The sequence below is a fragment of the Clostridium sp. AF50-3 genome (assembly GCF_003477445.1).
Lineage (GTDB): Bacteria > Bacillota > Clostridia > Lachnospirales > Lachnospiraceae > Otoolea > Otoolea fessa.
In genome coordinates this window covers 1-24944 of record NZ_QUDH01000025.1, presented here as the reverse complement: position 1 = coordinate 24944, position 24944 = coordinate 1, and the positions used below count along the sequence as shown (strand labels likewise).

Genomic DNA, 24944 nt, shown 5'->3' with positions numbered 1-24944 from the left:
TTTTCTTGACTTTTGTTAGCAGGTCTTCTAAATAATAAAAGTTTGTTTTTCTGTATTTTTGATTACAATCTCTAATTTTTCTACATCAATGATATGCGTCAATTTGCATTTAGGGCAGAAAAGAGGAAAATCTTTTAATACAGTATTATGAAATACTTGAACTCTCGTCTTTCCGTTACAAATCGGACATTTTATCCAATATTTTTTAAGCATTATATTTCACTCGTCCTTTTTACACAAAAAAATGCAGGTCAATCCTCAACATGAGCATTGACCTGCATTTATAATGCACAGAGCAGTACAACAAAACTAAGGCATAGCTTGCACTATGTCTATACTATATCTATACGTCGTTAGTTTTTTGTATAGCATCCGCAAAATAAGCATGACAAAAAAGCCCATGTTGAAAATGGGAAAATCCTTTTTTTCAATGCTTATCTAATACGCATGCTATGCAACATAAACGCCGCCTCCTTTTACATAAATTTTATTTTATCAGAAAATCAGTCTACTGTCAATACACAACAGGAAGTATTTAACCTAATGATATGAATTGTGTGGACATATCAAAAAGAAAGGTGAACTGTAAAATGTAACAGGGTGAATGAAAATGGCAAAAAGACCCGTACCATTGTACGACTTTAAGGCTTTCGGGGCAGCTATAAAAGCCGCGAGAAATGAATACGGCGAGAGCCGCAAAAAGGTAAGCGACGAGTTATATATTTCCCCGCGCTACCTTGCGAATATCGAGAACAAGGGACAACAGCCGAGTTTACAGGTATTCTATGACCTTGTAACCCGGTATCATATTTCGGTAGATCAATTTTTCTTCCCGAACAGCAATGCGGAGAAATCCACCGGGCGGCGGCAGCTTGACGCGCTGCTGGACGGTATGAGCGATAAAGGCATACGGATTGTAACCGCAACAGCAAGGGAGATAACGGAAGTCGAAAAAGCAGAGGATTAACCTCACAATATGAGAAATCGGGAGATTGCAGCGCATGGCGGCTGCAATCTTTTTTTGCGTCCAAAATCAAAGGAACGCGCAACAAATACCGCCTTTCGGTGGGGGTATGGAGTAGATAGCAAGCACAGCAAACGAGTACCCGTTTGCGGAAAATGCTTGTTGGATAATCCCAAACCCTTATACCGAAAGGCGGTGCGGAAATGGAAAACCGAAAGAGAAATATACAGATGAAGTTTTACGTTACGGAAGAAGAAAAGCGGCTGATCGACGAGAAGATGAAGCAGCTTCCCATAAAGCAGTATGGGGCATACTTCCGTAAAATGGCGATAGACGGGTATATTCTTGTCGTTGACCGAAGCGACACAAAAGCATATATCCGGGAACTGCAAGCGGTGAGCCGGAACATCAACCAAATTGCAAAACGCGCCAATGCGACGGGGACGGTTTACAGGCAGGATATAGAGGACATTAAAAAGGCGGTGGACGAGATATGGCGGTTACAAAGACGCACCCTATTAAATCAACCTTAAAGGCTGCGATAGACTATATCTTAAATCCCGAAAAGACAGACGGGAAGCTGCTTGCGTCCTCTTTCGGCTGCGGGCTGGAAACCGCCGATATTGAGTTTGCATGGACGCGGGAAGCTGCCGGAGATCGCGGCACACATTTAGGGCGGCACTTGATACAATCCTTTGCGGTGGGAGAAACCACACCGGAAGAAGCGCACAAAATCGGCATGGAACTTGCCGGGGCGGTATTAGGCGGCAAGTATGAGTTTGTTTTGACAACTCACGTCGATAAAGACCATCTGCATAATCACTTGATTTTCAACGCGGTTAGCTTCGTTGACTACAAAAAGTACCATTCCAACAAGCAAAGCTATCACTTTATCCGGCGCACCAGCGACAGGATATGTAAAGAGCATGGGCTATCCGTCGTCGTACCGGGACAGGACAAGGGAAAAAGCTATGCAGAATACACCGCCGAAAAGCAAGGGACAAGCTACAAAGCAAAGCTGAAAACGGCGATAGATACTCTCATTCCCCAAGTGAAAGATTTTGACGAACTGCTGCGCCGCTTGCAGGAAATGGGGTATGAAATCAAACAGGGCAAATACATTTCCTTTCGCGCTGCCGGACAGGAACGGTTTACCCGCACAAAGACGCTCGGCGCGGCCTATACGGAAGAAGCGATAAAGGAGCGTATCAAGGGCGTGTATGTTGCCAAAACAAAAACGCTGCGGGAAGATAAGAAAATCCGGCTTGTCGTCGATCTTGAAAACAGTATCAAAGCCCAACAGTCGGCGGGCTATGAACGGTGGGCAAAAATCCATAATCTGAAACAGGCTGCTAAAAGCATGAACTTCCTAACCGAAAACAAGATTGAGTATTATAGCGAACTTGAAAGCAAGATAGCCGATATTATGACCGCTCATGACGCGGCGGCAAAGGCGGTTAAGGAAGTGGAACAGCGTATGTCTGATTTGTCGCTGCTTATCAAGCACACCACCACATACCGACAGTTAAAACCGATTTACGATGAATACCGAAAATCGCCGGACAAGGAAAAGTATCTGCGGGGGCATGAAAGCGAAATTATCCTGTTTGAAGCTGCGGCAAGGGCATTAAAGGAAATGCAGATAAAGAAGCTGCCCGATCTCGCCGCGCTGCGCAAGGAGTATAGAAGCTTAAACGACAGGAAAACCAAATTGTATGAAGATTATCGGCAAGCCAAGAAGCAAATGCAGGAATACGGCGTTGTCAAAAAGAACGTCGATAGTATTCTTTACCCGTCCCAAAGCAGGGCGCGGGAGCAGGAGCGATAAGGCGCAAAACATGGGGTGGCAAGTGGAATGTTAAGGGCTGAAAACGCCTGTGTTTCTGCGGCTTCCAGCGCATGAAAACGACATAGACGATAAAGTATATTCAAACCCGCAAAAACGGCTTTCTAATTGTCCACGCAAGGACAAAAAAAGAACAGGGGCGCGGTGCCGGAAATCGGCAACCGCGCCCCTGTTCTCTATGGGCTATTCCTCGTCGGTCAAGATAAACTCCCTTTCGGAAAACTCGCTGTCCGTCATGGCTTGCAGCTTGTTCACCGCTGCGGCGGCAAGCTGGCGCATATCCTCGTCCATGTAGGGCATGGCGGCAAGGATATTTTCAAGCGTTGTTTCCCGGCTGTCCTCGGCGTAGATCGCAACAATGTTTTCTTCCTCAATGGTAAAGCGGGTATTCATGCTATCAAACCTCCAAATCCTTTTTATGCTCTTTCTGTTTATCTTTCGGCTGCTGCGCCGCCTGTTTCTTGTATTCGTCCAGCTTCTTCAAAATGGACGGTTTTTTCTGCGGCTGTTCCCGTTTCTCGGCTTTTACCGCTTTTGCAAGGTCGGTAACGGAAATCGCTTCCCCCGCCTTTGCCCGCTGCTCAAAATCTGCAACGGTGGGCGTTTGCGGCGTATTGTTGATAAGCCCGTCAAAATTGTTGTCGTTCTGCTCTATGGTGTCCTCGACGTGCTTTAAGGGATTATCCCGCTGCGGCTGCTCGGCGGCTATGGCATAAGCCTGTGTGCCATTCCCCATAATGAGATACTTCCCGTCCTCCGACGCATGGTGAAAACCAAATCCCGCCGCTTCGATCTGTTCACGGCTCATATCGGTAATATGAAAATTGCCCCTCGGCGTTCTAACGGTTTCACCCGTCAAAAGGCTGTCGGGGGTCGCTTCCGGCTGCTGCTTTTCAAGCTGCCCGTCCTTGTAGGAATATCCTTGCGCCGCGATTGCTTCAAGGGTCTTGCCCGTAACGTCGCCATAAATCCGCTTGTCTGCGTCAACCAGCATTTGCAAAGTGTCTTGTACGGTGTCGGACAAGGCTTGCTGCTGTTCGGGCGGCAGCTTGTCAAATACGGGGGTCTGCTGCTCCTGCAAAAACTCCGGCACTTGCTGAAAACCGATACTGTCTACATAGTGGGCGGTGTCCTCGTCGTTCTGATGAAGCACAACAATGTCGGAAACGGAAAGGCTATGCCCCTTAAAGTCGGCGGGGTGGTCGATATTAAACCTTTCCCAAATGTCGCCCAGCGTCATATCCTTTGTAAGCGGTGCAGTATAGACGAGTTCATAATTTACCCGGTCAATGGTAAGTCCAGCCGCTTGCAGACGGTCATAAGGCTCAAAGCGCAAGTCCCTTGTTTCGTCCCCGCGCTTTAACTGATAAATGGAAAAGGTATCGCCCTGCTCCTGCTCGGCTTGCCGCTGCTGCTGCAACTCGGTAAAATGCCCCTCAATCTCGGTAATGAGTTCCTTTGCGGTGGTCTGTATTGTTTCAAGGGACGCTTTTAACTCGGTCATTTCCTTGCCGCTGCTCCAACCAGCCACATAGCCGAAAGAGTAATCGGAAGTATCAAGGCCGAAATGCTGGCAAACCGTATAAGCGACGCTTTCCGCTTCTACCTCGCAGGTATGGCGGTCAACGCGGTTTTGCTGCTCCGGCGGGGCGTTTAAGTCTACGTCGTGCAGCTTCGCATGGGCGATTTCGTGAATGGCGGTCTTTACCGCCTGTAATTCACTCACGCCCTCTTTGATTGCAATACGCTTGTCGGTCAAACTGAAATACCCATTTGCGCCGTTTGTGATCTGCTCAAATGCAATCGGGACGGGGGACGCTTTTTCAAGGGCGGCGAAAAAATCCTCGTACTGCTCCACATCGGCAAGCAGGGCTTTCGTGACACGAAAGCGATTTTCTGCTTGTTGGGGAAACTCCCCAATCCCCATAGAACGCTGCCTGCGGCATCGAGCTGCGCATCCGTTCCGGATGCTTTAACGGCAGTTCCTGCCAAAGAAAAAAAGCCCGGTGCAGCATGAGCATTACGCCCACACTGCACCGGACATTCCATCATCTACTATTCTCCTTATTTTCTTCTTCCTGCCGCACTTCCTGCTCATGCAGTTGCTCTTTTTTCTGTTCGTCCTCTTTCAGGATTTCCTGCACAATCTTCTGTGCCACAAGCCAATCCTGCATTTCCGATTTGGTCTTGCGATACTCTGCATAGGAGCTTTTCTTTCGTTCCAGAAGCATCGCATACTCTGCGTTCAGCTCGCTGATGCGCGGGAGCTTTTTGTCAGAGCCATTCTCTTTCTTATAACCATCAAACGCCTTTTTCGCTGCGCTGCGTAAGGCCAGCGTATCCCGATGGGCTTCATAGAACTCCCGATTGTAGCCGGATGCTTTATATGCGGCAAAAACATCTTTTGTCTTGGCATAATTGATTAGATGCTTCCGCAGCACTGACACTTCCGACATCCGTGCCTCATCTGCCTTTACAGATTCCAGCAACGCATCGCATTCTTCAGAAATCCCATCTGCTTTTTCTTTCAGCTCTGCATAGCTCTTGATTCCATGCTCTTCCATGAACATCATAGCTTTCGCCATCTGCTTCAGATTAAAGACTTTTGCCCAGCGTGCATATCCCGCGCCTTTGCCTGCCTGCATTTTGGCACGGACATCTATAAGGAACGACAGCTCCGCCTTCTGATGCACCTGCGCCGACCGTGCGCTTGTGCGAGTTTTCTCTACAAATTTGCTTTTATGAACCGCATTTCCAGCAATCACTTCGCATAGTTCTTCAACCGAATATCCTTTACCAAGAGAGCGGAAACGAGCAAATCTGGCGTGGCCTTTTCCCCGCAGTGCAGGCTGTTTTCCATCTTTATACTCGTACCCTACTTCCTGCAAAATACCAATCAGTTCCCGGAAGTCTTTTGGTTTTCTTTCCAATACCGTATCAATGGCCTCGCAGATTTCATCACGCTGCGATTTTCTCTCCGGGTATTCCGTTCTCTTCTGCCGCTCCCCATAGGGCTTCCGGATAATGACCGACAGCCGATGTTCCAGGCAGACGATATCACTGAGCCTTGCCAGTGCAAGTCCTGACAAGCGAAAATCTCGGAATTTTCTGGTGCAGTCTAATGTAGTCGAATTAAAAATAATGTGGTTATGAATGTGCGCACGATCAACATGGGTAGCCACGATAAATGCGTGTTTTCCCTTGGTGAATCGCATGGCTGTCTCATACCCAACCTTGTTCGCCTCCTCCGGCGTGATTTCTCCGGCTTAAAGGATTGCCGAATCTGATATGCAATCACATCATGCGCCTGGGTTCTACCGGTGATATGCTCATACTGCCGTTTAGAAAGCAGAAATTCTTCATCACAGGTCTTTGCGTCACAGGCATACGCGCTGATATATTTTCCATCTTCCGTCTTTGCTGCATTCTCAGAATAATCAGTACGGTCAGCCAGACACTGCGCTACCGTCTTTCCTTTATTGATATGCAGCGCAATTAGTCTTGTAGCCGCCATTTTTCATATTCCTCCATCTAAAAAGAGCTACCCGAAGGCAGCTCTTACCAATTCACTATTCTCATTTTAACATCCGTTCCCGATCATAAGCTCCCTGCAAATAAACGGCCTGCTTGATGATCTCTTCCATATCGAAATAGACGCACATAATGCTTTCGTACAGCTTCCACACATTAGATTCGCTGCCGCCCACCATTTCCATCAGCTGGTCTTCCATCTTCGATTGCTCAGACTGTTTTTCCTGATAAGCAGTCTCATTCACAAAATGATTCTCTCCATCTGTTTCCTCGTATCGTAAATCATAATAATCTTTCATAAACTGAATATCCATCAAATCCCTCCTGAACTCAAATTGTCAAAACATCCTCTACACGCTCACATAGCCGCTCCATCAGTTCCATGATGCCGCCCGCACCAACCGCAGCTGCGAACAGTCCCATCTCAATCAGGGTCAGCAGGAACACATCCGTCCAGCTCGCCCGAACCACCGAATAGATGCCGCAGCCAAGAACGAACAGCATAACCGGTGAAAGCACCCACAGGGATAGCTGCATCAGCAGATTCCAGATAAAGCATAGAAATCGCAGCAGAAACGCAACCGGCAGCAACAGGATTTTCAGCACCAGCTTCAACAAAAAACATACGATCTTCATGGATTTCACCCCTTCGTTTTTCTTTTCATCTTCATTTTATCGTACCTGCTTGCCAAACACCACGATGTCAACAGGTAGACCAAGAAATATGTAACGGCACAGACAGTTTCATCTGTGCCATGTGCTGTAGAAATCCCGCACATTTGCGCCGTCAGCGAATACCAGAAAGCCTCTTCAGGATCAGCTTCTGCATCTCCCAGAGTTCATCCAGCCGTCTCTGCAAATCCCGGATATCCTCCGCATAGATGCTTCCAGATTCATTGGCGCGTTTTGCGTACTGATTCAGGTTGTTGCTGCATCGGCGAAGAAGGATGGATACCTGCGCCACATCCGACAAATCAAGATTTACGCAGTACCCGTCCATCGCCATCTTTCTCATATAGGCACCGGTATTCCGAATACCCAATTCCTTCTGCTTTTCACGAATCCTCGCCAGCTCTTCCGGGTTCACCCGGACATTGATCCAGTGTTCCCGAACACTCATAGTGCCACCTCCTCATCCCGATGTGTCATCGGCGGAATGCGACCAGCACGATCACGCAGCTCTGCCAGGACAGACGGCTTTTCTGTTGTATTCTCACGGTCAGGATCATCATTTCCACGGTCATCCATATTCAGCAGTGCGTCCAATTCTGCCAGTCTTGCACTCTTCTCTGCCAGTTCTGCCTCCTGGGGAAACGGTTTTCCAAGCTCGGCCTGCGCAGCTTCCTGCTGGCTCCTAAGACTGTCCAACTGCTGTTCTGCCTTTCCAATCTTGCAGGAATCCCAGCAAGAGCATTGTCCAGACGCTGGATATTACCCGCAGCACTGGTTCCGATGGGTACCCGGTGGGTCATCTCGCCTTTCAGCAGTACCTGATACTCTTTCTGGAAGCTGTCAAATGCCAGTTCCATCTTGAAACCTCGATAACTGCCAAGCGGTACCGGCTCCAGACTCTGATTGGCTTTACAGACCGCAAGGATTGCTTCACCGGCCTCGGCTTTTTCAATAAAGCGTGTGCTCTTCACCTCCATGCCGCAGAAACCCTCTTCCGGCAGCGGATGTGCCGCCACCGTCCGGATATCCGACTGAAAGCCCTTGATGAACCCCTGTGTTTTCTCAATCTCCGCAGGGAAATATTTCATCAGCTTATCCTCCAATCGGTACTGCTGGCTCTGATGATCTGCTTTCAGCACCTTCAGTCTTGCAACATCTACATCCAAGTCCATTTTTTCCTTGATTTGCGGGTCTCCTGCACAAAGTGCCTTGATCTCCGCATAGGAAAGTGCCTGCTCATCCACATCATCACAGGAACGAACCGGAGATTTGCTGGTCATGATCTGGCTGATAAACTTCTGCTTATTCTCCAGTGTCTGATAGAGGTAGGCATCAAAGGTTCCTTCCGTCACATACTGATAAACCTGCACTTCTTTGTTGCGGTTGCCCTGACGGATGATACGACCATTTCGCTGGGTCATGTCCGCAGGCCGCCAACCCACATCCAAATGATGCACGGCCACCAGTCTGTCCTGCACGTTCGTGCCTGCGCCCATCTTCTGTGTCGAACCTAACAACACCCGCACCTGTCCGGTACGGACTTTGGCAAACAAATCTTTCTTTTTTGCCTCGGTATCCGCATCATGGATAAATGCGATTTCTTCCTCCGGTACGCCGGACTGGATGAGTTTGGCGCGGATATCCTCATAGACATTGAAGGTTCCATCGTTCTTCGGCGTGCTGAGGTCGCAGAACAGTAACTGGGTCAGCTTATCCGACTGTCCTTCCTCATAAATCCGAAGCACATTCCGCACACAGGCGTTGAGCTTGCTGTTGGGGTCATCCGGAAGAAGCGGATTCATCAGCCGCTGATCCAGCCCCAGCTTTCTGCCATCCGATGTGACTTTCAGCATATTATCGACCGATGGGTCTACCACACCGGAATGCACAGCCGCCGCCCGTTCCGAAAGCTCCGCCACCATCGCCTGCTGATGCTCCGAGGGCTGCACTACCACGGTTTCAAACTTTGCCTCCGGCACCGGCAGATGCAGCTGATCGGAAGTCTTGATATCTGCCACTTCCTTGAACATATTCATCAGCTCCGGCAGGTTGAAGAACTTTGCAAATCTTGTTCTTGCCCGGTATCCGGTTCCTTCCGGTGCCAGCTCAATGGCCGTGGTGGTCTCACCAAAGGTAGAAGCCCAGCTGTCGAAATGGGTCAGCCCTTTTTGCTGTAACGTGCCATACTGGAGATACCGCATCATGGTATAAAGCTCCGTCATGCTGTTGCTGACCGGGGTTCCGGTCGCAAAGATGATGCCGCGCCCACCTGTCAGCTCGTCCATATACTGGCACTTCATAAACATATCCGAAGATTTCTGCGCTTCCGAAGTGGACAAGCCTGCGACATTGCGCATTTTTGTGTAGAGAAACAGGTTCTTAAACGCGTGTGCCTCGTCTACAAACAACCGGTCTACGCCCAGCTGCTCAAAGGTAATCACATCGTCCTTTCGGTCGGTTGCCCGGAGTTTCTCCAATCTCGCCTCCAATCCTTTCCGGGTTTTTTCCATCTGTTTGATGGAGAAACGTTCGCCATTCTGGGATTTCATCTCAGCAATGGCATTTTCGATTTCATCAATCTGGGCAGTCAAAATCCGCTCCTGCCGTTCTGCGGACACCGGGATTTTCTCAAACTGAGAATGCCCGATGATGACCGCATCATAATCGCCAGTGGCAATTCGTGCGCAGAACTTTTTTCTTCGGGCAGTCTCAAAGTCCTTTTTGCTTGCCACCAGCAATTTTGCACTCGGATACAGGCGCAGGAACTCGTTTGCCCACTGAAGGGTCAAATGATTCGGAACAACGAACATGGATTTCTGGCACAGTCCCAACCTCTTTGCCTCCATAGCAGAAGCGGCCATCTCAAAGGTCTTACCGGCACCTACCTCGTGAGCCAGCAGCGTATTGCCGCCGTACAGCACATGAGCAATGGCATTCTGCTGGTGTTCCCGCAGCCGGATTTCCGGATTCATGCCGCCAAAGCGGATATGAGAACCATCGTATTCACGGGGACGGGTACTGTTGAACAGCTCGTTATACTTTTCCACCAGTTCCGCACGGCGATAAGGGTCTTTCCACACCCAGTTCTGGAACGCATCCTTAATGGCCTGCTGTTTCTGCTGGGCGAGGGTGGTCTCCTTTTTATTCAGAACGCGCTTCTGCTTGCCGTCTGCATCCTCCACGGTATCGTAGATACGGATATCCCGCAGATTCAGCGTATCCTCCAGAATCCGGTAGGCATTGGCACGGCTGGTGCCGTAGGTCATATAGGCATGAACATCATTCCGGCTCGGTGTACTCTTGCCAGTGATCTGCCATTCTGCCGTCATGGGAGAGAATTTCACTTCAATGTTTCGGCGCAGGTAAAACGGCGGTTCAAAGGTTTCTTCCATAAACTGCTGGATATAATCCCGATTGACCCATGTGGCACCAAGGCGCACATCAATCTCCGACGCATCCAGGTCTTTCGGCTGCGCCTTTCTCAAATATTCCGTGTTCACTGCAAAGGCAGAGTCCGAAGCCGCAGCCAGTTCTGCCACACGGAGCTTTTCACGGACATTGCCGGACAGATATTCATCAGCCGTCACCCATCCGTTTTCCTCGCCGCCCTGCGTCATCGGGTCTTTGAAAATGACACCATGCAGTTCCTGCCGGATTTTTTCATATTCTCCCGGTGTACCTAAAAGCTCCGACATATAGGGCAAATCCACTTTGCCGCGCTCTCCGATGGAGATTGCCAGAGCCTCTGCCGGAGTATCTACGCTGGTAACAGCCCGTTCCGGTCGAATCGTCCGTTTGGTGAACATATCCGCCTTGGATTCCAGCCTGCCGTTTTCATCTACATTTTCCAGAGAGCAGAGCAGATAATAAGACGAATCTTCTGAAAAAGCCTGCGCATTTGCACGGGAGTTGATAAGCCCATACTGATCGGCGAATCGGTCATAGGCTACATTCAGTTCCCGCTGTTTCTGGGCAATCGCGTCCTCCGGATAATCGTTCAGCTGATAGTCGATCAGTTCCTGCACAATGGTACGAAGCTCCACCATGCCCTTGATCCTGCCGGTGGCTGTCGCAGAAAGGTCAGCCTTTCGCATGATGCTGTTCTCACGGAAGTAGACATCCCCATCCACCACCGCATAGGAGAAGTTCTTTACATTGGGGTCTGCCGGAATGGTTTCGCCCTGCAAGGACAGTTCTTCCTCCGGTGCCAGCTCCTGCGCTTCATAGTGACCGCCGATATGCTGCACAGCCTCATGCAGCTGGTCTCCCAGATCCTCATCCGGAATCGGAATGACCGTACATTCTTCCTTGCCGTACTGGGTACTTTCCGTTGTAATCTCACCCAGCACCATTTCCGGGTGGTCAACAAAATAGCTGTTGAGGGTAATACCCTCCGATGTCAGCCCCAGATGCACCCAATCCGGTTCGATATCAATGGGATGGTCTCTCTTTTGCAGAAAAATGATATCCGACACTACATCTGTACCGGCATTGGCACGGAATGCGTTGTTAGGAAGTCGAATAGCCCCCAGCAGTTCTGCCCGTTGCGCCAGATACTTTCGCGCGTCCGGATTCTTGGAATCCATCGTGTAGCGGCTGGTAACAAAGGCCACGATGCCACCGGGACGAACCTGATCCAATGCCTTGGCAAAGAAATAGTTGTGGATAGAAAATCCGAGTTTATCATAGGGCTTATCGCTGACACGGTAGTTGCCAAAGGGCACATTGCCCACGGCCAGATCATAGAAGTCGCGCCGGTCGGTGGTTTCAAAGCCTGCCACCTTGATTTCTGCCTGCGGATACAATTTCTGCGCAATGCGCCCGGTGATGGAATCCAGTTCCACACCATACAGTCTGCTTCCCAGCATGGAATCCGGCAGCATACCGAAGAAGTTGCCGACACCCATCGAAGGTTCCAGAATATTGCCTTTCTCAAATCCCATACCGTCCAATGCCTCATAGATTGCACGGATCACGGTAGGGCTGGTGTAATGCGCATTCAGAGTCGAAGCCCTGGCTGCGGCATATTCTTCTTCCGTAAGAGCTGCTTTCAGCTCCTTATATTCGCCTGTCCAGGCAGTTTTCTCTGCGTCAAAGGCATCTGCCAGCCCACCCCAGCCGACATAATTGGCCAGCGTTTCCTGTTCCTCCGGTGTCGCATCCCTATGCTGATTTTCTAAGGCTTTCAGCGTGTAGATGGCATCCATGTTGGCACGGAATTTCTGCTTTGGGCTGCCTTCACCGAGATGAAAGCTGTTGATGCGGTAGTTTTCTGCATGAGTGCTCTCCGGTTCTGTCTCCTGGATAGTCAAGTGCTGTTCTTCACTTTGCTTTTCTCTGCCAGGATTCAGATCAACCACCAGATTGTGCAGGTGAACATTTTCCTCATGCCCCAAAAGTCTTGCCAGATTCTCCTTGCTTTCCGAGCGGAAGATCGGATACACGGAATCCGGGTCCCGAAGCTCCACGTCGAAAAGCCCGACTTTTTCAATCGTAAATGCCTTTCCGTCCAGATACAGCGTATCACCGACACGATAATCCGGCTGCACCGGAGCTGCCGGTTCTGGCTGCACAGTCGCAGGCTCTTTTTCAGCCTCCATATTCCTGCCGCGAATCTCCTGCAACGCCTCTGACGCACTCACATAATCGGCAAATGTCTGCACTTTTCCGTCCGAATATCCGTAATACTCTTCTTTAACATAATCCCAGATGGCAAACGCATCCTTAGAATCCGGGAAATTCTCGCCGGTCATCGTGACCACAAATCGTTCATTCGGTGCATAGCCTGACTCTCTGGCAAGTTCTCTGGCGTGTTCCTGCATTTCCAGCACCAGAGGATCTGCCTCTGCGTGAACCGCTTCCGGTGCTTCTTCGGATTCCACATCCGGGAATGGAATGTCCTGCTGCAAATTCTGTTTACTCTGCTCAACATAGAGCCAGTCTTTGGCCTCCCGTTCCTGGACTTTTTTAATCAGTTGCTGACGGTAGGTCTCTGCCTCCCATTCGCTGGTAAACTCCTCGCTGACACCATCCGGCTCTACATGAATGCCGTCCTGAATATCATCCCAGACCGCATAGCCATCGTCTGTCTCCATCACGGTAAAACGCTGGGGTGCCGCCAGTTCACTCCGGGCATAGACATCCGCAGCCGTATTCAGCATGTTGTCCACATGCTCATTTCCAGTATCGTAGTGTTCCGGTGGCGTTGGAGGAAAGACATGGGCAGCAGTCGGCATAGGAAGCGGCGCGCCGTATTCCTGCTCCAGCTTTCGATACTCTTCCATTTCCAGAGCAGTCAGGTACTGACCATTTTCCACAAGCCGGTCTAACCGCTTATCCACCGCCGACCATGTGAGGCGTACTTCCCGGTCATGACCATAATTGCGAAGCAGAATGCCTTTCCCGTCATAATCCGCAAAACCGCGACTGCCATCCATAAAGGTATAGCTGTGACCACCGATACCATATTCCGCTTTCAGAAATGCAGCTCGTTCTTTTGCGTCCCCTTGCTGCTGATACAGCGCATAAATACGGATTTTTCCGCCCTCAAAATTGGAGCCTGTCCGCAGCATCCGGTCGATTTCATCCTCAGAAATGACAAAAGCGGAGGGCTTTTCGCTCTCCGCTTCTCTGGCTGCATTTTCTGCCGCCGCATCAATTTTCTGAATCTGCTCTGCTTCGGACTGAAACAGGCTCATAAAATTTAGCTGTTGATAAGTTCCGTCAGAATGACTTCCTCTGCCTGCGCTTTCAGCATGTTCATGTGCTGCACCCAGGCCATCTGGTTCGATTTCTTGTCCGGTGCCGGATTCGCTTTCAGAAGTTCCGCCATCATCTGCTCCATCCGTGCGGTCGCGGTCTCCTGAATCTCCCAAAGGTGCGGATACAGCTTCTCGGTTAGGATCAGGTGATTGTACAGCAGCGTGTTGTTCTCCTGCAGGAACGCTCTGCGCATCCTCCCGTACTTGCCCAGCGGCTTCTGTTCCTGCACCGACAACTGGATGTCCGGAATCAGGTAATCGCCGTTCTTCGTGTAATTCAGCTCCATCATAGTTTTGGCTCCTTTCTGCCTGCTTATCTCTTTCATAGGTTCGGATCGTGCGTTCAATTTCCCGGAAGATCTGGCTGGACATTTCGCTGACCGCAGTTCCCAGCACATTGGCGGCAGCCTGCGTATTAAAATCAAAGATATCCAGAAAATCCTCGTGCTCAAAATAGTCATCTGCATTGCCCACCGTCCGGGTAAAGACGGAATATGCGATGCTGACAGCGGCAGCTCTCTTAAAGGAAGCTCCGATGTTGAGTTCATCATACCCTTCCAGATAGGAATCTGCAACGATGTCACTGATCTGCCTGTGGTTTTCCTCCCAGTAATCCCTTGCAAGGCGTTCCGCCGCTTCCATAATGTGATTTTCCAGAGATCCGGCACCGGCAGGCACATCAAACGCTGCATCCATTGCTCGAATGATCGGCTGCTCATGCTCCGCATTCATTTTCCAGAGCTGTACCGGACGTGAATTCTTCCGTTCTCCGGTATCTGCCACATCAAATACATACCGCAGTTTCGGCTGCTCGCCACGCATATCCAAAAGAGCAATGCCCTTGGAACCACGTTTCACATAGCGGTTCATCCGATCATTCCAGAGATCGTACTCCGCACAGGCCGTTGCTTCCGGCCTCTGCTTATAGATCATCAGCTGCTCCGCAAAAGGATACTTATAAAGCCTTGCGGATGTGGTCAGAAACGCTGTCCACTGTTCTTTGCTGCCAGTGATCTGTGCCGCAGCTTCCTGTGCCATCTGCATATAATAAGCCGTTTTCGTCATCATCTGTCTATTTTCCTCCTCTCTCTTATTCGTCCGGATACAAATCCAGTGCCTCATATTCTGCATCTGTCATCTCTGCCAGTTTCGCAAGCAGCGAGGCCGTCCACCTGCGCAGGTTTCTGTCTCTGCCCGTCAGACTTTTTTGCATCGTCTGAAGCTCTGCAATCAGCCCTGTCCGTGTGCCAGGGCTGTAAAGCATCATGAGCATCCATTCGTCATCCGTAAAACGCATTTATAACTCCTTTTCTTCGCAGCACCTGCGAGGCGGCGCAGGCGGCACCGCCTCCTGCTTTTCCTTCAGCTGATCCAGAACCGATGCTTTCTCTGCCGGTTCTTCCTTCTTTCCGTTATTGATCACGCCGTCAATCATGCCGTAATCGTCCTCCATCGCCATTTCTGCGGCTTTCAGGTAATTCTCCGGTTTCAAAAATCCGGGCAGTTCCTGGAAACCGATGGAATCCACATAGTGACAGCTTACAACACCATTCTGCCGTAAAGCCACGATGTCAGACACAGAAAGACTATGCCCAGTAAAATCATCAGGGCGGGAAACATTGAATTTCGCATACAGTTCCTCCAACATCGTATTCTGATCCTTGTATGGAAGAAGCGGAGCCGTATACACCACCTCATAATGGTCAATATCCGGTTCCAGCCCCATCCGTTCCAGTTCGCGCATAGACGAAAAGCGTTCATATACCGTATTCTCGCTGCGGCGAAGCTGCAAAATCGCATACTGGTCGGTAGCGCTGTCGAGAAATGCCATCATTCTTTCGTCCGGTGCCTGATTTCCATGCACTTCATCCCATTTTTCAATTCTTGCCATCGTTCATTTCTCCCTTCTCCATAAACGGCAGGCCGTTTTCCTTTGCTTCCTGTCGCTGCTGTTCCCGTCGTTTTTCACTATAAGGCGGTCGGATACCAACACAGCGTTTCGGAATCGTATAAGTGACTGACCCTTGCTCCCGATGCTCCAAAACAAACTGCTCCGGATACTGTTTTCGCAGTTTCCGAAGCTTCTTAATCAGGCGGCTGTCATGGGTGTAAATACTGGCAGTATCCAGTTCATTGTCAAAATTGATGACGGTTTCCTGCTCTGCCTTCGTAAGCTTATATTTCATCTCTCCGCCTCCTTCGCCTTGGCAGCTTTCGCTGGTGTATCCGTTCTGGAAGACAGATCCGAGAGTTTACCCAGCACAGATTCCCGTCTACTGATTTCTGCATCCTCTGCTCGATCACAAAGTTCATCATAGTCAATCCGCGTCATGGTGCGTCCACCGAACCCATAATCCGAAAGAATCTGGTCTCTGGCTGCATTCATGCTGATTTCCGGGTTGTCGATCTGTCCGCCGTCAATTTCCGTGAAGTCCTTATGATATAAGGTATAGTCGTAACCGTCCTCACAGGTCTGAATGGCAAGAAAGCCCTTGCTTCCCAAATCCCATGCGCTGTGTTCTTCTGTAATCAATGGCTCCGGGCGGCATGTGCCACCGCCGCGTTCCAGCATTTCTGCCAGCTGACAGATGTGCAGAACATCATACCCAAGGCGCAGATGATATTCGTCCATATATTCGCAGCGGGCTGAGAATTTTCGATTCGGATACTCGACCTCCACCGCACTGCCATCCGGGATTTTGAACCGATCCTCGTAGTTGCTGGTGATAAACCGGATATTTTTAGCATTCTCCAGCTCAGGATCAGCCTTTTTCATCTGCCAAAGAACCTTTCTGCCGCCTCGCATCTGCTCCAGCATCTCCGGGGCTACCGGCGCAACGGCAAGACCGTCAAGCTGGGGAATCTTCTGGAGTGCCGCCATCCTCGCGCTTTCTTCCAGCGTAGAAAACGGCTGTTTATCCAACACATCCCAGCCAATACGTCCTTCGGCGGTCTGCACCTTACTGTTCATATCAAAGCAGTGGAATTCCACGCCGTCCTGCTTTTCCTGCAAGGAAAGCAGAGCGACATTATCCACCAGATAAGCTGCATTCATCATTTTCATGCTCATTTTTTACCTCCAAACTCCAGCTTAAATGCTGCTGCACCGTCCTCGCCAGTCTCTACATAAACGGTTGTGTCATAGTAACGATTGGACTTCCTGGAATAGCAATGGGTAAGTCGTGCTTTCCCCTGATTTACCAGTTGGCTTGCCAGTTCCTCTGTCATCTGCTTTCCCAGTGTCTGAAAGAACCTGTTTTCCTTCCAGAGCGCAAATTTACAGCCCTTATCCCTGCAAAACCATCCCTTTGCCGTTTCACAGACATCATTGCCGCAGGCCGGGCAGGAACCAATGACTTTCCGTTCCGGCTGCATCAGCACATCAGCACCTTTTACAGCCTCGTAGGTTTTAACAAGTCCGCTGACCATGCTGCTGATTTCGCCCATAAAGCATCGCTGTCGTACTCGCCGTGTTCTATTTTCAGCAGTTTTTCCTCCCAGTCTGCCGTCATGGATGGGGACTGAATCTGTTCCGGCACCACCGTCACCAGCGCATTTCCCTTGTCCGTAGAACAAAGATATTTCGTTTTCTTATCACCCCTGCGCTCGATAAAGCCTTTCTGCACCAGTTTTTCGATGATGGCAGCGCGTGTAGCCGGTGTGCCGATGCCTTTTCGCTCTACACCGGCCGGAAATTCATCCGAGCTGGCACTCTCCATCGCTGAAAGCAGAAGATCTTCGGTAAATCTCTTAGGCGGGCTGGTCTTGCCCTCTTTCAGATCGACACCGGCAAGTTCCAGTGTCATGCCTTCCGAAAGCTCCGGAAGATCACCCGCCTCCGCATTCTTCTCAGCATCTTCAACCGGCTTTCCTGCATATCGCCTCCAGCCCATATCCGTGACTGTTTTGCCTTTCGTGCGGAAATTCTGACCGGCGCACTCCGCTTCCACTATGGTTTCTGCATAGTGGCAGGGTGTTCCGACCGCACAAATCAGCCGCACCGCCAGCAGAGTAAGAATCGCTTGTTCTCCACTGGGAAGCGAGGAAATGTCATAACCCGCCGCTGTTTTTGTAGGGATAATGGCATGGTGATCGGTGACTTTCTTAGAATTGATGACCTGCGCTGCATTCACCGGTGCCGGTACATCCGCCTGAATCTGAAAGCTCTGCTGGATCACAGAAACAAGTTCCGGCACCAGCGGTGCCATATCATCCGTCAGATACCGGCTGTCGGTACGGGGATATGTCACGAGTTTCTTCTCGTACAGAGCCTGTGTGTAATCCAGGGTCTGCTGGGCAGTGAATCCCAGCTGCCGATTTGCTTCTCTCTGAAGCGATGTCAGATCAAACAAGGCCGGGGGCTTCTCTGATTTTTCTTTCTGCTCTACCTTGGTAATGATGGCACTTCCTGCCTGGCAACACTCTGCCACCAGTTTTTCTGCTTCTGCTTTTTCTTTCATTCGCTCACCGCCCGCTTGAAAATCCCGAAATTTTAATTCTGCCGAGTAGAACGGCTCCGGCTTGAACGCCCGGATTGCTGCATCTCGCATAACCACCATCGCAAGCGTTGGTGTCATCACGCGCCCCACATTCAGGGTCTGCCCATACAGACATGAAAAAAGCCGGGTGGCGTTGATTCCGACAATCCAGTCGGCTCGCTCCCGGCATAAAGCCGCCTCATATAAGGCATCATATTCTGTTCCCGGTCTGAGCTTCTGAAAGCCTTCCCGGATAGCACTGTCCTCCATTGATGAAATCCAAAGCCGTTCCACCGGCTTTTTGCAGCCGCACTGATGGTAAACCAGTCGGAAAATCAGTTCGCCCTCACGCCCTGCATCGGTTGCACAGATCAGACTCTCCACATCTTTCCGCTGCATGAGCTTTTTCAGGATTCCGAACTGCTTTTTCGTGCTGGCGGACACCTGATACTGCCAATGTTCCGGCAAAATCGGAAGATCATCATACTTCCACTTGGCATACTTTTCATCATAGGCTTCCGGCTGGGAAAGTTCCACCAGATGCCCCACACACCAGCTGACAAGGTAGCCATTGCCCTCCATATAACCGTCTCCGCGCTGATTTGCCCCGATCACCTTCGAGAGACTCATGGCAACCGAGGGCTTTTCCGCTAATACAAGCTTCATTCGATACTGCTCCTTTCGCAAAAAAATTAGCAGCCAGGCACCGAAGTACATGACTGCTATGTAAGGAACTGTATTCTATTTTAGGTCTACAAACTGGAAGTTGCAGGGCACAATATCTTATCGACCTGCCTTAGCCTGCTTATAAAGCAGAATGCCTTTGATAAGCAATAACAGGAACGTTACTGTTATCGCATACGGCTCTCTCGCCATAGCCAAAAACAAAACAGCAATGATACTGAGTCCTACAGAGATGAATGTAACCGCTTTTTTGCCCTTTTCAAACTTGAAATAGACCATCAGTATTTTCACGATTCCGGCAATCGTCAAGCTGATAAACAATGCCCAATAGATCCTGATTATGAAAGCATTTCCATCTACATATCCTAAGAGATTTACCGAATAGATATATCCATTGACCGGTTTGGGATACAGCGGAAGAAATATCAGCATCAGTGAAAACAAGTCAACAAACCCCAATAACAAATCGCATACGCCATTGAGATTTGATTTGTTTTCTTTTTCTGCTATGAAAATCAATTGCTCTCCAGATAACAAATCATCAATTGATACAGAAAAATAGCTGGATATTTCCTTTAATGAATCTATGCTTGGGTATCCTCTTCCGGACTCCCATTTTGAAATAGCGGTTCTGGAAACAAATAATGCCTCGGCTAATTCTTCCTGTGTCAAACCTCGACTCTTTCTTAATTCCTGAAGCTTTTCATGAAATTCCAAAACCTGCACCTCCCATACCAATTCTATTTTTCTTTTAATGCCAGCATAACTGCCGCTTTATAAAGCTTAAACAATCCGGCACTTAGCAGTACACCGCCTACGATATCCGTAAACCAATGTACTCCGGAAATCAATCTCCCAGTCACCATGAATACCGAAAAAGCGATTGCCGCAATCGTTATGATTCGTTTTACCCCAATGCCAGAAAGTCTACGCTGGATTTGCTCGATCAAGACAGGCATTACACTTAATACCAACAAGGTAGTTGAGGACGGATAAGAAGCCTCCATAATTCCTTCGATTAAAATCGGTCTGTAATTGATTGGGATCATTTCAAAAATCGCATATGCCAAGAACACGATGACAAAATACACACCCAAAATCATGATATCTGCATCCACCCTGAAAAGGCTTCTTCTTTTGATCAACTGTACAAGTCCAATCCCTGCGAAAATAAGGCATATTACGACAGGCACCAGCCCCATCCAATCGGTAATCGTATAAATTGCCATGTTTACCCCTGTGAAATGGTGAAACCAGCAATTGAATGTTGCAAATCCAATACTTGTTCCGTTTTGACCAAGCGGCTGCACATCCACAGACTGAATCAAAGCTGTCCATACTGCAAACATTGCAAGGAATATGCTTCCAATCAGCAAATTCTTCTTTTCGCTCTTTTTCATAATTCTACATCCTTTCTGTTTTGGCTTGTCTTTCCGACAACTCCACCTTATCAAAAAGTGTAAAACTATGAAAGAAACGCTCTTTCACATGCATGATACGATTCGTATCATGCCCGCAAATGCTTGTTTTTTCGATGTTTTTAGATTTTCTTTCCCTCTAAATTTCGATTTGTATCACTGTTCTCTCTCTATTTTATCAGATATCACCTACAGTTTCCATAGCTTCATTGCTCAAAACACTCCATTCACAAACCATTTAGCTATGTAAAAGGGACGGCTTCTCAGCCGCCCCTCAGGTCAACACAGTCTTAATTAGACAGGTTCATCATCCGATTCCGCTTCGTAATCCTCGTTTACATCCACTTCTTCGTCCTCGTCACCGTCATCCTCCGGCAGCTGGAGCGCGTCTTCATCCTCATCGTGATAATCCGCATCAGGGTCCGGTTGATTTTTCTTGGATGCAGGCTTTACGCCCTTCATCTTGATATAGAGATAACCGCCGACACCGGCTGCACCAATCACAAACAGAAGCAGCATAATCATCGGAAGCGGAGACGCTTTCTTCTGCTCGCTCTCTGTTTTCTGCTCTTCCGGTGCAGGCTCCGTCTCCTGCGGCTTTTCGGTTTCCGCAGGTTCCGTGACTTCCGGCTCCTTCTCCTGATACTTGGCGGCTTCCTCTTCATCCATCAGTGCAAGCAGATCGGCCTCATCCACCATGTTCAGGAAATGCACATTCTGGTTGCCGTCTTTATCGCGGTCGATAATCAGATAGAAGGTGTTGCCCGCCTTTGTCACCAGCGTAATGAACTGCTGGCTGGATTTATCTTCTTCCTCACCGATATCATCCACCAGCGTCATATTTCCTTCCGGAGTCAAAGCTGTACTGGATTCCGTCTCATCCTCGGATGACATTCCGCCCTGCATCAGATCCAGAAACAGCTTCAGAGCATCTTCACTGAACATGCTGCTGTCATTTGCGGAATCCGTGACATTCAGGTACTTTCCATGTGCATATCCGGTTTTGCCGTTGAAATTCACCTTATACCAGTCACCGTATTTTTCGACAATCTCCACCGTATCGCCTGAATGCAGATATCCGATAATCTCCTGATCCATGCCGGGACCGGAACGAAAATGCAGGCTGGTGATACCCGGCACCACTGTACCCATCTGCTTTCGAGACTTTTCGCTGCCGATGTTGTATTCCTTGCCGCCCACCGTAACGATCAGGTTCCCATCCGCATCCGTAGAAACCTCATAGCCATCCGGCAGCACCTGCATATCCGGGTCGATTTCGATGCTGTCGGTATTGTCCGTTTTCCCTGCATTTGCGCTTCCTGCTGCATCCGCTTCCTGCGCAGCGGTACTGACAGATGTGTTCTTCTGCACATCATCGCCCGTATAGGCAAACGCAGTAGTCGCAAAGGTTCCTGCCACCATCACGCTGGCAAGCAGCATTGCCATCATCTTTTTCATTCCATATCCTCCGTTTCTTTCTCGTCCAGTTTCATGTTTTCCGGGTTGGGAACCGCAGCCTGCGCCATCTGAATGATGACTGCCAGCTGTTCCGGGGTCAGGCTCTGGGCATGTACCATTTCACAGATTTCGCTGTTTTCCTGTTCGTGGTACTTTCTGTCCCATTCCTTTCTGCGCTCCTCCCACTCATCGCGTTTTCTGCGGGCTTTCTCCCGCTCCGCAGCAATCTTTTCCAGTTTCAAGCTCATATCGTTTCCTTTCCGGACGAATAAACGCCCTGTTTTTATCGAATTCTTCCCATACAGTAGTAATGCTGCCGCCAGTAGTTCGTCTCAATGGAAGCATAGGAAATTGGGTTGCCGCAGTGAATCATCATCCCGTTGCCGACATAAATGCCCACATGGGATGCGCCACTGGTGTTGTAGGTTTTCTGGAAGAAGATCAGGTCTCCGGGCTTTGCCTCACTCTTCGGGATAATGTCGCATTTTCCCATCAGACCGTTGGCCGTCTGCCTGCCTACATTCCAGCCATTGCCGCAGTGTTGATGACCCAGCTTACAAAACCGGAGCAGTCAAAACTGGTACTCGGCGAGCTGCCGCCCCAAACATAGGGATAACCGAGATATTTCTCTGCTTCGGTAATCATCTTCCGGAATTTTTCATCCGTCAGAGCTTCGCCCGGAATGTCGTAATCCTGATATTCTCCGCTGGAACCCGCGCCATCCGGCGTTGCAAAGGCGATGCCTGCAAACAGGTCATCCCGATTGCCACGGCAATCCAATGTGACTTCGTAGCGTTGCAGCTGGTCATCTGTAAGGCCGGAATTTCTGGCAACATAGTCCACGCCCCGATTGAGCAGCGTCACATTGAGGATTTTATACTCATACTGTACCGTTACCTGATAGGTGTAGGTGTGTCCGGTTCCGGTGATCGGATTGTAACTATAACCCACACGGGTTTCTTTCCTTGTCCGGATTTCCACCTTTTCCACCAGCTTCAACTCATACTGCGCTTCAAAAATACTCTGGAGCCGAGCCTGCACCTGGCTTCTCGTATAGTTTTCAAATTCTACGGTCAGCAGAGATGCAAGCTCATAGGGATTGTGACCGATTTCCGCCAGATTGTAGCGATACTCGTCATAGCCCGGATGGTCGGTTTCAATACGGTCGATTTGTTTGCGAAGTTTATCTTCCAGCTTGGTATAATCCGTCTCCACGCCTTTCAAATCTTCATCTTCCGCTGTGTAGGAAGTTCCCAGCACTACATTGCCGCCGCCATTGATCAAGACGGAGCAGGACGATACCGACCCGGCAATCACCAAAACAAGCAGTCCCACGGCTGCAATGCCGATGATGATATGCGAGTGGCTCTGCACAAACTGAAATGCCTTTTCCGTCATGCTGGCAGTACCCTGCGCAGCTTTGGCTGTGCCAGCTACTGTGTTCTCCGCAGCAGCCGCACCTGCCTTCGCAGCGGCATACTCTTTTTTGATAGCCTGCTTCTGCCTCCATCGGGAAAAGAGATTGGAACCAGCCTGCGGATCAGACTTCATGCGTTCCGCAAAGATGGAATCCACGGCATCTTTATCTGCCTTTTTCTCCAACCGCTCCAGCTTTTTGTACTGCCGCAGCTTTCGACCATATTGGAACCGGTAACCAGCACGGGCTGCACCTTCCGCTGAGCCTTCGGTAAAATGCGCTGCCTCCACACCAGAATTATTATCCTGGTCGGCATTGCGCACGCTCTGATGTGCCTTGGCTGAAAGTGCATCTGCCGCAAGATTTCCCGGCTTCTTTGGCTTTCCGCCTTTTTTCCCGGAAGCTGCTGCATTCTTTTTCGCTTTTACTTCCTGCTCTGATTTCAGTTTCTTACTGCCCATCTTAGCAAGATCGGCCTCGTGACGAATCTGCCTTCGGTGTTCCGCTTTTTTCTTGCTGCTGTCTCCCGTACTGCTATCGGCGGTTTTGTTTCTGGAATTGCGAAGGGTGTTCTTCGCACCCTCGCGCTCCTGCCGCAGCTTGTCTCCGAGATTCGGATTTTTCTTGCCCGCCATCACTTATGCCTCCTTTGCTTCCTGCACTTCGGTTAATTTGGTCGTCATGATCCGGTACAGTTCCAAATCGGTCGGGAAACGATCAACGAACGGCAAAATCACATTTCCGTAGAACAGCAATCCTTCGCCTTCACCGGAGTGGGTCACATAGGACAGCTGGTGCGGACTGATATTCAGCTGATCCGCCAGAATCTGACGGTCACCGGCTGCCTGATTCAGCATATAAATGAAGTCGCTGTTCTCAAAAATGTTTGTCACTTCGCGGGAAGAAAGCAGATCTTTTACGTTCTGGGTAATGCCGGTTGGAATACCGCCCCATTTACGGAATCGCTTCCAGATTTCCACGCTGTAAGCCGCTGTCTGCTCTTCTTTCAAAAGCAGATGGAACTCGTCCATATAGTAGCGGGTGGCTTTACCTGCGTTGCGGTTGGCGGTCACACGCCCCCAGACCTGATCCTGCACCACCAGCATCCCGATCTTTTTCAGCTGCTTGCCCAGTTCCTTGATGTCATAGCAGACCAGCCGGTTATTGATATCTACGTTGGTGCGGTGGTTAAACAGGTTCAGAGAACCGGTTACATAGATTTCCAGTGCTGTTGCCACATGGTGTGCTTCCTTTTCATCCTGCCTGAGCAGTGCCTCATACAAGTCCTGCAACACCGGCATGTTCTCCGGCACCGGATTCTCAAAATAGGTCTGGTAAATCTGATGAACGCAACGATCGATAACCGTCTTTTCTACCGGCTGCAAGCCTTCTTTGCCGCCCACGATCAGCTCGCACAGGGACAAGATGAAATCTGCTTTCAGGGCAATCGGATTATCTTCTTCCGAATAATTCGCGTTGATGTCCATCGGATTGATATACTGCGTGCTGGAAGGCTGATCTTAATGACCTGCCCCTCAAATTTCTGCACCAGTGCCGTGTACTCGGCTTCCGGATCGCACACAATTACATCGTCATCCGTCACCAAAAACGCATTGGCGATTTCTCGCTTGGCAGAGAAGGATTTACCGGAACCGGGAGTACCCAGAATCAGCCCGTTGGGGTTTTTGAGCTTTTTCCGGTCAACCATAATCAGG

General features: G+C 49.6%; 19 protein-coding genes and 5 pseudogenes. 3 read left to right on the top strand and 21 right to left on the bottom strand.

What is annotated here, in order from left to right; translation table 11 throughout:
* Positions 1–27 precede the first annotated feature (27 nt).
* Entirely contained in the window at positions 28–213 is a 186-nt protein-coding gene (locus DW085_RS17795) for a cysteine-rich KTR domain-containing protein (protein ID WP_003431289.1), read from the bottom strand.
* Positions 214–610: 397 nt separating this feature from the next.
* Here DW085_RS17795 and DW085_RS17790 point away from each other — a divergent pair, with 397 nt between their 5' ends.
* The 3 genes from DW085_RS17790 to DW085_RS17780 all read left to right on the top strand — a co-directional run bounded on the left by DW085_RS17790 (position 611) and on the right by DW085_RS17780 (position 2792).
* Positions 611–967 carry a helix-turn-helix transcriptional regulator gene (locus tag DW085_RS17790; RefSeq protein WP_002584957.1) on the top strand — a complete coding sequence of 119 codons (357 nt, stop codon included), beginning with the start codon at positions 611–613 and terminating at the stop codon, positions 965–967.
* Positions 968–1167: 200 nt separating this feature from the next.
* Complete coding sequence (gene mobC, locus DW085_RS17785) at positions 1168–1497, top strand: plasmid mobilization relaxosome protein MobC (protein WP_002584958.1); 330 nt, start codon at positions 1168–1170, stop codon at positions 1495–1497.
* Entirely contained in the window at positions 1458–2792 is a 1335-nt protein-coding gene (locus tag DW085_RS17780; protein WP_002584959.1) for a relaxase/mobilization nuclease domain-containing protein, read from the top strand. The genes mobC (DW085_RS17785) and DW085_RS17780 overlap by 40 nt, the downstream gene beginning before the upstream one ends.
* A 201-nt stretch (positions 2793–2993) precedes the next feature.
* Here the strand turns inward: DW085_RS17780 and DW085_RS17775 are convergent, their stop codons facing one another.
* From DW085_RS17775 to DW085_RS17685, 20 genes and pseudogenes are all read right to left on the bottom strand, one after another.
* Positions 2994–3203: a transposon-transfer assisting family protein gene (locus tag DW085_RS17775; protein ID WP_002584960.1), complete on the bottom strand. Its 210-nt coding sequence runs from the start codon at positions 3201–3203 to the stop codon at positions 2994–2996.
* Between the two features lie 4 nt (positions 3204–3207).
* Positions 3208–4680, bottom strand: a pseudogene (locus DW085_RS17770) (YodL domain-containing protein); the annotation flags it as partial.
* Positions 4681–4858: 178 nt separating this feature from the next.
* Positions 4859–6324, bottom strand: a pseudogene (locus DW085_RS17760) (relaxase/mobilization nuclease domain-containing protein).
* Between the two features lie 61 nt (positions 6325–6385).
* Positions 6386–6655, bottom strand: coding sequence for a protein BART-1 (locus DW085_RS17755; protein ID WP_117963947.1), 270 nt, complete (start codon positions 6653–6655; stop codon positions 6386–6388).
* 16 nt (positions 6656–6671) lie between these two features.
* A complete protein-coding gene (locus DW085_RS17750) occupies positions 6672–6977 on the bottom strand; it encodes a hypothetical protein (RefSeq protein ID WP_117963948.1) in 306 nt (101 codons plus the stop codon).
* Between the two features lie 151 nt (positions 6978–7128).
* Positions 7129–7461: a plasmid mobilization relaxosome protein MobC gene (mobC, locus tag DW085_RS17745; RefSeq protein ID WP_117963949.1), complete on the bottom strand. Its 333-nt coding sequence runs from the start codon at positions 7459–7461 to the stop codon at positions 7129–7131.
* A pseudogene (locus DW085_RS17740) lies at positions 7458–13249 on the bottom strand (SNF2-related protein). Before DW085_RS17740 ends, mobC (DW085_RS17745) begins: the two are co-directional and overlap by 4 nt.
* 467 nt (positions 13250–13716) lie before the next feature.
* Positions 13717–14061: a TnpV protein gene (locus DW085_RS20060; protein ID WP_227970575.1), complete on the bottom strand. Its 345-nt coding sequence runs from the start codon at positions 14059–14061 to the stop codon at positions 13717–13719.
* 803 nt (positions 14062–14864) lie between these two features.
* A complete protein-coding gene (locus tag DW085_RS17735) occupies positions 14865–15071 on the bottom strand; it encodes a transposon-transfer assisting family protein (protein ID WP_097783070.1) in 207 nt (68 codons plus the stop codon).
* On the bottom strand, positions 15072–15665 hold the full coding sequence (locus DW085_RS17730) for a YodL domain-containing protein (protein WP_117963951.1): 594 nt from the start codon (positions 15663–15665) through the stop codon (positions 15072–15074). It lies immediately after the preceding gene.
* The gene (locus DW085_RS17725; RefSeq protein ID WP_117963952.1) at positions 15652–15960 is read right to left on the bottom strand and encodes an immunoglobulin; all 309 of its coding nucleotides are present in this window, start codon (positions 15958–15960) and stop codon (positions 15652–15654) included. Before DW085_RS17725 ends, DW085_RS17730 begins: the two co-directional genes overlap by 14 nt.
* A complete protein-coding gene (locus DW085_RS17720) occupies positions 15957–16844 on the bottom strand; it encodes an LPD16 domain-containing protein (protein WP_117963953.1) in 888 nt (295 codons plus the stop codon). The genes DW085_RS17725 and DW085_RS17720 overlap by 4 nt, the downstream gene beginning before the upstream one ends.
* Positions 16841–18918 (bottom strand): annotated as a pseudogene (locus DW085_RS17715) (DNA topoisomerase 3). The gene DW085_RS17720 and the pseudogene DW085_RS17715 overlap by 4 nt, the downstream one beginning before the upstream one ends.
* Positions 18919–19035: 117 nt before the next feature.
* Positions 19036–19653 (bottom strand): helix-turn-helix transcriptional regulator, encoded by a 618-nt coding sequence (locus DW085_RS17710; protein ID WP_117963955.1) that lies wholly within the window; start codon positions 19651–19653, stop codon positions 19036–19038.
* Positions 19654–19676: 23 nt separating this feature from the next.
* Positions 19677–20336, bottom strand: a complete 660-nt coding sequence (locus tag DW085_RS17705; protein WP_173745128.1) for a phosphatase PAP2 family protein — start codon at positions 20334–20336, stop codon at positions 19677–19679.
* Between the two features lie 312 nt (positions 20337–20648).
* Positions 20649–21812: a CD1107 family mobile element protein gene (locus DW085_RS17700; RefSeq protein WP_117963956.1), complete on the bottom strand. Its 1164-nt coding sequence runs from the start codon at positions 21810–21812 to the stop codon at positions 20649–20651.
* Complete coding sequence (locus tag DW085_RS17695; RefSeq protein WP_117963957.1) at positions 21809–22060, bottom strand: DUF4315 family protein; 252 nt, start codon at positions 22058–22060, stop codon at positions 21809–21811. Before DW085_RS17695 ends, DW085_RS17700 begins: the two co-directional genes overlap by 4 nt.
* A gap of 35 nt (positions 22061–22095) precedes the next feature.
* Positions 22096–22305: an NlpC/P60 family protein gene (locus DW085_RS20280; protein WP_284525779.1), complete on the bottom strand. Its 210-nt coding sequence runs from the start codon at positions 22303–22305 to the stop codon at positions 22096–22098.
* A gap of 23 nt (positions 22306–22328) precedes the next feature.
* Positions 22329–23864 (bottom strand): CD1108 family mobile element protein, encoded by a 1536-nt coding sequence (locus tag DW085_RS20275; protein WP_284525778.1) that lies wholly within the window; start codon positions 23862–23864, stop codon positions 22329–22331.
* A gap of 3 nt (positions 23865–23867) precedes the next feature.
* Positions 23868–24944: pseudogene (locus DW085_RS17685) on the bottom strand (DUF87 domain-containing protein); the annotation flags it as partial.

Bases quoted from the DNA above. Each gene is read 5' to 3' on its own strand.
- DW085_RS17795 (WP_003431289.1), bottom strand. From the start codon at position 213: ATGCTTAAAAAATATTGGATAAAATGTCCGATTTGTAACGGAAAGACG.
- DW085_RS17790 (WP_002584957.1), top strand. From the start codon at position 611: ATGGCAAAAAGACCCGTACCATTGTACGACTTTAAGGCTTTCGGGGCA.
- mobC (WP_002584958.1), top strand. From the start codon at position 1,168: ATGGAAAACCGAAAGAGAAATATACAGATGAAGTTTTACGTTACGGAA.
- DW085_RS17780 (WP_002584959.1), top strand. From the start codon at position 1,458: ATGGCGGTTACAAAGACGCACCCTATTAAATCAACCTTAAAGGCTGCG.
- DW085_RS17775 (WP_002584960.1), bottom strand. From the start codon at position 3,203: ATGAATACCCGCTTTACCATTGAGGAAGAAAACATTGTTGCGATCTAC.
- DW085_RS17755 (WP_117963947.1), bottom strand. From the start codon at position 6,655: ATGGATATTCAGTTTATGAAAGATTATTATGATTTACGATACGAGGAA.
- DW085_RS17750 (WP_117963948.1), bottom strand. From the start codon at position 6,977: ATGAAGATCGTATGTTTTTTGTTGAAGCTGGTGCTGAAAATCCTGTTG.
- mobC (WP_117963949.1), bottom strand. From the start codon at position 7,461: ATGAGTGTTCGGGAACACTGGATCAATGTCCGGGTGAACCCGGAAGAG.
- DW085_RS20060 (WP_227970575.1), bottom strand. From the start codon at position 14,061: ATGGAGCTGAATTACACGAAGAACGGCGATTACCTGATTCCGGACATC.
- DW085_RS17735 (WP_097783070.1), bottom strand. From the start codon at position 15,071: ATGCGTTTTACGGATGACGAATGGATGCTCATGATGCTTTACAGCCCT.
- DW085_RS17730 (WP_117963951.1), bottom strand. From the start codon at position 15,665: ATGGCAAGAATTGAAAAATGGGATGAAGTGCATGGAAATCAGGCACCG.
- DW085_RS17725 (WP_117963952.1), bottom strand. From the start codon at position 15,960: ATGAAATATAAGCTTACGAAGGCAGAGCAGGAAACCGTCATCAATTTT.
- DW085_RS17720 (WP_117963953.1), bottom strand. From the start codon at position 16,844: ATGAGCATGAAAATGATGAATGCAGCTTATCTGGTGGATAATGTCGCT.
- DW085_RS17705 (WP_173745128.1), bottom strand. From the start codon at position 20,336: ATGAAAAAGAGCGAAAAGAAGAATTTGCTGATTGGAAGCATATTCCTT.
- DW085_RS17700 (WP_117963956.1), bottom strand. From the start codon at position 21,812: ATGAAAAAGATGATGGCAATGCTGCTTGCCAGCGTGATGGTGGCAGGA.
- DW085_RS17695 (WP_117963957.1), bottom strand. From the start codon at position 22,060: ATGAGCTTGAAACTGGAAAAGATTGCTGCGGAGCGGGAGAAAGCCCGC.
- DW085_RS20280 (WP_284525779.1), bottom strand. From the start codon at position 22,305: ATGGGAAAATGCGACATTATCCCGAAGAGTGAGGCAAAGCCCGGAGAC.
- DW085_RS20275 (WP_284525778.1), bottom strand. From the start codon at position 23,864: ATGGCGGGCAAGAAAAATCCGAATCTCGGAGACAAGCTGCGGCAGGAG.